This is a genomic window from Komagataeibacter sp. NFXK3 (assembly GCF_054182245.1).
Genome location: NZ_JAPIVJ010000036.1, coordinates 1 through 9,438, shown reverse-complemented (window position 1 = coordinate 9,438; position 9,438 = coordinate 1). Strand labels below are relative to the sequence as shown.

The window sequence follows — 9,438 nt, the reverse complement described above, 5'->3', positions numbered from 1 at the left end:
GGTGTCGTGCGTGCCTGTGGATGGATCTGAAGCATCATTCAGTCTCCCTGCAAACGGAAGAAAACCATGAAGAGTAACGCGGTATTGCCCACCCTACATCATCCCAATGACGTTTCACAACCTGACAGCTAGCTTTTTTCCTCTTTTTCCTGACAACGGCTTTTGATTGCGTCCCCTGTGTCGCTGTCATAATCTGCATTCATGGTCCGCACTCCTTCTACAAAACCTGCCACCCGCAAATCCGCCGCATCCGCGAAAGTTGGCACGACCGTCACGAAAGACAATCTGAAAGCCCTTGGTGCGGATCGGCTTGCAGACCTTCTGGTCGAACTGTCGGAACAGGATGCCGTGCTCACCCGGAAGCTGCGCATGGCGCTGACAGCCACTCATGCGAAAGACAAACTCGGCAAGGAGATCGAAAAGAGGCTGCGAACGATCCAGCGTTCCCGTGGATTCCTGCCCTGGGACCGGATCAAACCCCTTACGACCGAGCTCGATGCCTTACGGCAATCCATTCTCAACGATGTTGCAACGACGGATGTCGGGCAGGCCATTTCCGCCATGCGTCTTCTCGTGGAACTTGCTCCTTCCGTCTATGAGCGCTCTGATGACAGTTCCGGTTACCTGTCAGATGTGTTTCGCGAAGCGGTCTCCGATCTTGGCTCCCTCTGGGGACGACAGGCTGGTCGGGATCCGGCTGTCACTGTCAGGGATATGCTCACACTTCTCGATAACGACGGGTATGGCACCTGTGACCGCCTGCTTGTCTCGTGCGGTGAAGCACTGGGGAAGCCGGGCGCGGCCATACTCAGAAGCACGCTGCTTGCACGACTGCACGACCTTCCCGCCTCAAATGCGAAGGGAGACTATCGTACCGACTTTGCGCGCATGCAGACCCTCGGTCATCTGAAGGATCTGGCCGATGCAATAGGTGACGTCGATGCCTATATCGAAGCAGTCAACCTGAGTGAACGTCAGTCCTCTTCTATCGGCGATGTTGCACGTCGCCTGCTGGACAAGGAGCGTGCCCGTGAGGCGCTCGAATGGCTCGACCGGGAGACTGAGGAGACGCCCCGGTTCCGCTGGGAAAATGACGATCTTCGGATCGAAGCGTGCGAAACCGTGGGCGATCGCGACACAGCCCAGTCCCTGCGATGGAAAATCTTTCAGGAACGCCTTAGCCTGCCGCACTGGCAAGCATATCAACGCCATCTCAGCGATTACGACGCGATTGATGCTGAAGAACAGGCACTCAATCACATCCGTAATTTCCCGGTCAGGGGCGTAGCCCTTTCCACTCTTCTTAAATGGCCAGCGCTCGACGCTGCTGCCCGTCTCGTGCGGGAGCATACGGCAGAACTGGACGGGCGTGATTACGGAACACTACGTCCGGCTGCGGATCGTCTGTCTGAATCGTATCCCAATGAGGCGACCCTTCTTTACCGCCTGCTGGTCGAGGCCGTGCTGAATAAGGCGCTTTCCCGCTATTATTCCTATGCGGCGAAGGATCTCGCCTCCTGTCGGCTGCTTGCACAAATGCTGACAGCGACAAACGGCATGGAAACCCATGAAGCCTTTATGACCCGCTTGAAAGCGCAGCATAAGCGCAAGCTGGGTTTCTGGTCGCTGATCGGTGAATAATTAAAGACAGCGATAGGGGCAGCAGAATGTCTGTCAGGTTGTGAAACGTCATTGGCGTAATCAAGGAGTTCGTCGACCTGCTTCATGATGTTCACGATCAGCCGGTTTGATGTGATCAGCATTACGGAACGCATGATGGTTTCCTTCACTGACATTCAACTCCTCAGCATCCTCTCAGGACCACAGGGAGCCGTCCACGCCATCAGTTCTCAGTGAAAATCAACACCGATAGGTCTGCACGACGGGCCAGCCTTCACGGACGGCCATTTCATCGCGCAGGCGCAACTGGTCCTCGATGGAGGCCGCACTCTGGTTGTCGGACGAATGGTGGGCATAAAGAGCTACGCGGGTCATTCACTCTCCCCTTTCCGGCCTGTCCTTCCCGTCCGGGCGATGGCCGGGAAGAGGGCAATTGTCGTTGGCCGCCCGCCCCAATTTCCGACGGGCGAACTCTTCGCGGGCGATCTGGCGGCCCATTGCGCTCGCCAGGGCAAACATCAGTTCATCGCACCGCGCTTTCGCGGCAGGATCGACCGGCCCGTTATCGTTGGCCGGGACGATACCGCCGAGTTTGCGTTTCGTATCTTTTACCATGCCGCCACTTCCCATTTCCGCAAAAAAACAGGGTATGAGGCATCGAAACACTCACGGTCGGAACATCACAAATCCCGTGTTCGGGCGTTTACGTATGTCATAGCGGTAATCGGCGGGACTGGCGTAAGTCTCAAACGCCCCCGCTTCGCGTTCAATTCGGAGAAATTGCGGATCTTCACCGCACGATCGGGGAATCGAGCGACGATTTCCAGTTCGCCCCCAAATGCCGGCATGACATCAATCGGGTATAGCTTATAAGCCCACAAAACTGTCCGAACGGACGGGGCCACCTCAAAATATACATAAAATTATTATTTGATATCGAAATATATATATATATATATCAATCTTGAAAGGTACCCAAAATTCTGATATATAAAACTGCATCATATATGTGAATTGATGCAGAAAAGAACATTGATATGAGCTGCGACATAACAGGCATAGCAGAGCGATTGCAAGCGGCGCGCAAAACCAAGGGGTTAAGCCAACGCGAGTTGAGCGAGTTGGCTGGGGTGCCTCAAGCGCAGATTTCCCGGATCGAAGCAGGAACTGTCGACCTACGCCTCTCAAGCTTGGCCGCGCTCGCTCATGCCCTTGATCTGGAGCTTGCTCTTGTTCCACGCAAGGCTGTGGCCGTCGTGCGTTCCCTAAGCCGCGATGCGATCAGCTCCAACCGCAAAGACGTCGTTGCAATCCAAAAGGAGATGCAGCGAATCAGTGAGACAATGCGCGGCATCCAAATGAGCATGCCAGACCTCGAAGGACTTCAGCGACTTCAGAAGTCTATCTCCGACTTGCACCGGTTCCGAGTATCGATGCTCGACCTCGAGGAAATGAAAAAACTGCGTCACATAATTGAGCAGATCGGTCGTCCAGGAAAAGAGATGGTCTCACTCAATGAAAGCCTCAAAATAATGCGAACGATCCGCAACAAGGCTTCACATGATCCGCTACCCGATAGCGGAGATACCCTATCACGTCCGGCCTACTCTCTTGATGAGGAGGACGATGATGCCTGATGTTTCCTTCCTGACCGTCAAACTCCATGGCAAACCGATCGGGACACTCACGCATCTTGGCGATGAACGATCAATCTTTACGTTCAATGACGCCTATATTGGTAACGCAGATAGAGAAACGCTCGGTTTGTCCTTCAAAGACCAGTATGGAGAGTTGCGGAACGACTTCAGGCCGATCAAAGTGAAGCTCATGCCGTTCTTCTCGAACCTGCTTCCTGAAGGTCGTCTCCGCAGCTATCTGGCAGAAAAGGCGGGCGTCAATGAGACGCGTGAGTTCTTCCTGATCCAAGCCCTCGGCCGCGACCTGCCCGGGGCTGTGACGGTCGAGGTCGCTGAAGATGAAGCACGGCCTTTGTTTGATGATCTCGATGATCAAGTCGAGGTTAAGGGCTCAAACACCCATGAAAACGCGCTCCGGTTTTCGCTTGCTGGGGTTCAGTTGAAATTTTCAGCCGTCATCGACGCTGCCGGTGGCCTGACCATTCCAGCAAGTGGGATCGGGGGCGGTTGGATCGTCAAGCTTCCCTCAAGAGAGTATCATGGCGTCCCTGAAAACGAATTCTCGATGATGACGCTTGCTCGCATGGTTGGCATCAATGTCCCACCTATCGGCTTGGTAGATATTAGCGGTATCAAAAACTTGCCGGACGGCATCGACCAGCTTGGAGACAAGGCTTTTATCATCGAGCGCTTTGATCGTCGCGAAGATGGCACATCCATCCATATCGAGGACTTTGCTCAGGTCTATGGGGTCTATTCCGAAGATAAGTACAAAAAAGCAAGCAACCGCAGCATCGCGTCGGTGATCGCGGCTGAGTCCGATCATAACGATGTTGCCGAGTTCATCCGTCGCCTGACTTTCAATACCCTCATCGGCAACGGGGATATGCATCTGAAAAATTGGTCACTCATCTACCCCGACCAGCGGACCGCCAAGCTCTCTCCTGCCTATGACTTCGTATCGACGATTCCCTACATTCCGGGCGATCAGTCGGCCTTGAATTTCAGTCGTACGCGACGGTTTGATCAATTCACGAAAGAGGAACTTCTTCACCTCGCCGGCAAGGCCGCGCTGCCGAGAAAGCTGGTCCTCGACACGGCACGTGAAACTGTCGGTCTCTTCATGGATCGATGGTCATCCGAGAAGGCGCATCTTCCGATGTCCCGTCATATAGTCAAGGTCATCGACAACCATCTAAAGACTCTGCCTATCATAGGCGAGGCGACCAGCTAAGAAACGAAGCAGAATGAATATTGCCGCTGGATCCGGAGATAAGACTTTCAAGCAATGATGTCCGCTTTGCGAAACACAGTCCAGCACTCCGCATGACCAATGTGTAGGCGTAAGCGAACATCGCGAAGATGAATTATCCTTCTGACACAACATTCAATGAAAATTCCGGGCCTTCACAAAGATATTTTCGACAGACCTGTCCTGATCAAGGTTGGAGAGAGGCTGCAGCGACCGATTCCCCACATCGGCCAGCAGGTGGGAGAGATCACCGATCTCGCGTGCCACCAGATGCATCACCTCCCCTTCCTTCTGCAGCCGCCCGACAACCCCCAGCATCTGGCCTGACAGGACCACCCGGCGGAAACGCTCGAACATATCAGGCCAGATGATCACGTTGATCGCGGCCGTTTCGTCTTCCAACGTCATGAACACCACACCTTCGGCCGAACCGGGCCGCTGGCGGACCAGCACCAGTCCGGCCACCGACAGGCTGCTTCTGCCCCGGGCCTCCAGGGCCTGCCGACACGTCACTATCCCGCGCTCAACGAGATCTGGGCGCAGGAACGCCACGGGATGATCCCGCAGGGTTAGGCCGGTACGGTTGTAATCTCGCGCGACCTCAGCCCCGTCCCGCATGGGCTGGAGCAGCACGTCGGGTTCTTCCGCCTCACGCATGACGGCGGCTGCGGCAAACAGCGGCAGGGGTTCGTCACGTAGTGCTTTGATCGCCCACAGCGCCTCGCGCCGGGCCAGACCCAGCCCCGGCCGGAAAGCGTCCGCCTCGGCCAGACGGGTCAGGGCCGCCCCCTTCACCCCTGCCCTGCGCCACAGATCATCGACCGAGGCAAAGGGCCGGTTACCCCGCGCTGCCACGATCCGGGCCACATCCTCGTTGGCCAGTCCTTTCACTAGGTTCATACCCAGGCGGACGGCAAACAGCCCGTCATCCCGCTCCGGGCCTTCGAGCGTGCTGTCCCAGCGCGAGGCGTTGACGCAGACCGGCCGGATCTCGACCCCATGCTCGCGGGCGTCGCGCACAAGCTGGGCCGGGGCGTAGAACCCCATCGGCTGGCTGTTCAGGAGGGCGGCCAGAAACACATCTGGATGGGCGCATTTCATCCAGGATGACGAATAGGCAAGGATGGCAAATGAGGCCGCATGGCTTTCGGGAAAGCCGTAACTGCCAAACCCCTCAAGCTGCTGGAAGATGCGCTCGGCAAAGGTCGCGGGATAACCCCGCGCCGTCATGCCTTCGATCAGTCGCGTGCGGAAACGCGAGACCGTGCCGGTATTCTTGAACGTCGCCATGGCCCGGCGCAACTGGTCGGCCTCGGACGCCGAAAACCCGGCACACACCATGGCCACCTGCATCACCTGTTCCTGGAACAGCGGAATGCCCAGCGTCTTCTTGAGCACCTTTTCGAGTTCCGGCGTCGGGTAGATCTCCTTTTCCTGCCCGGCCCGCCGGCGCAGATAGGGATGCACCATGTCCCCCTGGATGGGACCGGGCCGGACAATGGCCACCTCGATCACCAGATCATAGAACACCCGGGGCCTGAGACGTGGCAGCATGGACATCTGGGCGCGGGATTCGATCTGGAACACCCCGATCGTGTCCGCCTTCCGGATCATGGCGTAGGTCCGCGGATCCTCGGCCGGAATGGTCTGCAGCGTGTAATGCTGTCCCTTGTGTTCGGCCAGAAGGTCCAGCCCCTTCTTCATGCAGGTCAGCATACCAAGGGCCAGCACATCGACCTTCATGAATTTCAGGACGTCGATATCGTCCTTGTCCCATTCGATGATCTGGCGACCGTCCATGGCCGCCGGTTCGATCGGCACCAGTTCATCCAGCCGGTCATGGGTCAGGACAAACCCGCCGGGATGCTGCGACAGGTGGCGCGGCATGCCGATCAGGCAGCGCGCCAGATCCAGCGTCAGCCGGATCCGCCGGTCGGAGAGGTCGATCCCCGTTTCATTCAGCGCGTCATCATCCAGCTTGCGCCCCCAACCCCAGATCTGGCCGGACAGGGTGCGGATCAGGTCTTCGGGCAGACCCATGACCTTGCCGACATCGCGCAGCGCGCCCTTCGCACGATAGCGCGTAACCACGGCCGTAAGGGCTGCGTGGTTGCGGCCATAATGACCATAAATCCACTGGATGACCTGCTCCCGGCGCGCATGCTCGAAATCCACGTCGATATCGGGCGGCTCGCGGCGCTCTTCGGATACGAAGCGCTCGAAGAGCAGCGACGTCCGTGCCGGATCGATGGCGGTAATGCCCAGTACATAGCAGACAGCGGAATTGGCCGCTGATCCCCGCCCCTGGCACAGGATGCCCTGCGAGCGGGCGTAACGGACGATGCTGTGGACGGTAAGGAAATACGGTGCATAATCCATGCGCCCGATCAGGGCGAGTTCATGGTTGAGGATGTTCCTGACCTCGGGCGGAATGCCTTCGGGATAGGCCGCTGCCGCCCCTTCCCAGGTCAGGGCTTCGAGCGCCTGCTGCGGCGTCTGGCCCGGGACGGAGACCTCGTCGGGATATTGATAGGCCAGATCATCGAGCGAGAAATGGCAGCGCTCCACAATATCCGTGGTCCGGGCCACCGCCTCGGGATACCGGCTGAACAGTCGCACCATTTCTGCAGGCGGCTTGAGGTAACGGTCCGCATGGCGCTCACGGGCAAACCCGGCCTCGTCGATGGTGGTGTGGTTGCGGATGCAGGTCACCACATCGTGCAGGATACGCCGGTCGTGGGTGTGGAACAGCACGTCATTGGTCACGACCGCTGGCACCCGCGCCTGATGGGCGAGGTGCGCCAGTTCATACAGCCGCATCTGGTCATTGGGCCGACGCCGCAGGGTCAGCGCCATGGAGGCCCGGTCGCCAAAGGCATCCTGCAGCTTGCGAAGCTGCAGGGCGCAGGCATCATCCGCCGTATCCGGGATCAGGATGACAAGGAGGCCCTCACCCCATGTGACCAGATCCTCCCAGAGCAGACGGCATTTCCCCTTTCCGGCCCGGGCCTTGCCAAGGCTCAGCAGCCGACACAACCGGCCATAAGCGGCCCGATCCGTCGGATAGACCAGCACGGGCAGAAAATCGGCCAGATCGAGACGGCAGCCCACGACCAGGCGGATGCCGGTCTCTTTGGCCGCGACATGGGCCTGCACCATGCCCGCCAGGGAATTACGGTCGCAGATGCCCAGCGCTTCAATGCCAAGGGCCTTCGCCTGCTCGAACAGTTCAATTGGTGAGGATGCGCCGCGCAGGAACGAGAAATACGTCGTCACCTGCAGTTCGGCGTATGCCACGCTCATTCAAAGAGACCATGCAGGAACCAGCCCTGCGAACCGGTCTCGCCATGTTCGCCATCCCCGGTCCGGTAAACCCAGAATGTCTCGCCGCTGGTATCTTCCACCCGGAAATAGTCCCGCACGGTGGTCAGTTCGGCATCGCCCTTCCACCATTCGCCAAAGACCCGCTCGGGGCCATCAGCGCATCTGATCCGGCGGCGGATGCCACGCCAGATGAAGAAGATCGGCGGATGGTCGGGCAACACGGCCATGGTCTGGATCGGCTCGGGACGGGGCAACAGGCGCGTGGGGCGTGGCCAGTGATCCGGCCACTCCTTTCCGTCCTCGGGTGCGAGTGCGGGCACGCGGCAGACAGCCCGTTCCGGCACGTCGCTTTCCACCGGGGCAAAGCGATACAGGGCCTGTGTGCCGACGCGGTTGGCCAGGGTGTCGATCAGGTCGGAGACGTCGGCCTCTTCTTCCTCGATCAGGGCGGAGACACCCTGGCGGTGCAGGATCGGCTCGGCCAGCGACGCGGTCAGCACCATGCGCTCGATCCCGAAGCCCGGATCGATGGTCTCGATCCTGTCACAGAGCAGACGGGTCAGGCGTCTGACGTCCCGCACCGGCATGGCCGTAGCCACACGGACGGCCTCGGTTCGGCTGTCCACCCGGTGCAGCAGCAGGTCGAGGCGGCGCACGCCCTGCTCGCGTTCCTCCAACCCGGCGCACAGGGGCGGCACGAGTTTGGTGATGTAGCGGGCAATGGTCTCGGCTGCGCTGATCGGTTCGGCAAAGTTCCGGCTGACCTGCACCGGCGCCTGCAGCCGGACCGGGACAATGGCTTCCGCCTGCCGCCCGAAAGCCTGGTCCAGCCTGCGGGCGACATCCAGGCCGAAGCGCAGGGCCAGCGGTGCGCGCGGCATACCGGCCAGCGGGCCGATGCGTGACACGCCCAGCCCATGGAGGCCATCAATGATATCCTCTGGCAGGCGCAGGGCCTCGATGGGCAGGTCGACAATCGCTGCCGCCGTCTCACCGGGCGGCACGAGGGTGATACGTCCCCGGCCATAGCGCGCCAGCGCATGGGCGGCACCCCATGTATCGGCAATCGCGGCCCGGGCCGTCATTCCGGACTTCTTCAGGCGGGTGACCATGTTCTCCAGCATGACGGCCTCGCCCCCATGCAGGTGATCGGCACCGGTCGTATCCAGCACGATGCCGTCGGGTGGATCGGGGGCCACGATGGGAGCGATGCGGTGCTGGAACCACAGCGCTAGCCGCTCCAGCCCTGCCCGGTCACCGTCCGGGTCGGCATCCATGATGAGCAGATCGGGATGGAGCGCCTGCGCTTTCGCGACAGGCATGCCGGGACGCAGGCCCAGCCTGCGGGCGGCGAGATCGACCGATAGCACGACCCGTCGCCGCCCTTCCCGTCCGACGAGCGCCAGCGGGCGGTCAGGCGCGGGCGCGTCGGTTCCCAGCCGCTTCCTGAGCCGGTCTGTCGGCCAGAGCGGCAGGTAGAGGCCATCGTGTGGATGGTACGCTAAACAACGTTTGGCATGAACAATAAAGGAACGATCAGGCGGCACGAGCCTGTTTCGACAGATTGAGCGTCTTGCGGCCCGCAGAAGCTGCGGCTTTGTCCCA

Annotated in this window: 7 protein-coding genes and 1 pseudogene; 3 read left to right on the top strand and 5 right to left on the bottom strand. The window is 59.5% G+C overall.

Annotation, left to right across the window (positions count from 1 at the left end; all coding sequences use genetic code 11):
- Nucleotides 1-201: 201 nt before the first annotated feature.
- Nucleotides 202-1,641, top strand: a complete 1,440-nt coding sequence (locus OQZ28_RS16600) for a DUF6880 family protein (protein ID WP_458136665.1) — start codon at nt 202-204, stop codon at nt 1,639-1,641.
- 32 nt (nt 1,642-1,673) lie between these two features.
- Here OQZ28_RS16600 and OQZ28_RS16595 read toward each other — a convergent pair.
- From OQZ28_RS16595 to OQZ28_RS16585, 3 genes and pseudogenes are all read right to left on the bottom strand, one after another.
- A pseudogene (locus OQZ28_RS16595) lies at nt 1,674-1,779 on the bottom strand (IS481 family transposase); the annotation flags it as partial.
- Between the two features lie 81 nt (nt 1,780-1,860).
- Nucleotides 1,861-1,995, bottom strand: coding sequence for a resolvase (locus OQZ28_RS16590; RefSeq protein WP_007396158.1), 135 nt, complete (start codon nt 1,993-1,995; stop codon nt 1,861-1,863).
- Nucleotides 1,996-2,235, bottom strand: a complete 240-nt coding sequence (locus OQZ28_RS16585) for a hypothetical protein (RefSeq protein ID WP_034933542.1) — start codon at nt 2,233-2,235, stop codon at nt 1,996-1,998.
- 422 nt (nt 2,236-2,657) lie between these two features.
- Between OQZ28_RS16585 and OQZ28_RS16580 the strand changes: the two genes are divergently transcribed.
- Both OQZ28_RS16580 and OQZ28_RS16575 read left to right on the top strand, forming a co-directional pair.
- A complete protein-coding gene (locus OQZ28_RS16580) occupies nt 2,658-3,257 on the top strand; it encodes a helix-turn-helix domain-containing protein (protein ID WP_159264400.1) in 600 nt (199 codons plus the stop codon).
- Entirely contained in the window at nt 3,247-4,491 is a 1,245-nt protein-coding gene (locus OQZ28_RS16575; RefSeq protein WP_110531863.1) for a type II toxin-antitoxin system HipA family toxin, read from the top strand. Before OQZ28_RS16580 ends, OQZ28_RS16575 begins: the two co-directional genes overlap by 11 nt.
- A gap of 153 nt (nt 4,492-4,644) precedes the next feature.
- Here the strand turns inward: OQZ28_RS16575 and OQZ28_RS16570 are convergent, their stop codons facing one another.
- Both OQZ28_RS16570 and OQZ28_RS16565 read right to left on the bottom strand, forming a co-directional pair.
- Entirely contained in the window at nt 4,645-7,812 is a 3,168-nt protein-coding gene (locus OQZ28_RS16570) for an error-prone DNA polymerase (protein WP_110531865.1), read from the bottom strand.
- Nucleotides 7,809-9,272, bottom strand: coding sequence for a Y-family DNA polymerase (locus tag OQZ28_RS16565; RefSeq protein ID WP_458136666.1), 1,464 nt, complete (start codon nt 9,270-9,272; stop codon nt 7,809-7,811). Before OQZ28_RS16565 ends, OQZ28_RS16570 begins: the two co-directional genes overlap by 4 nt.
- Between the last annotated feature and the right edge of the window lie 166 nt (nt 9,273-9,438).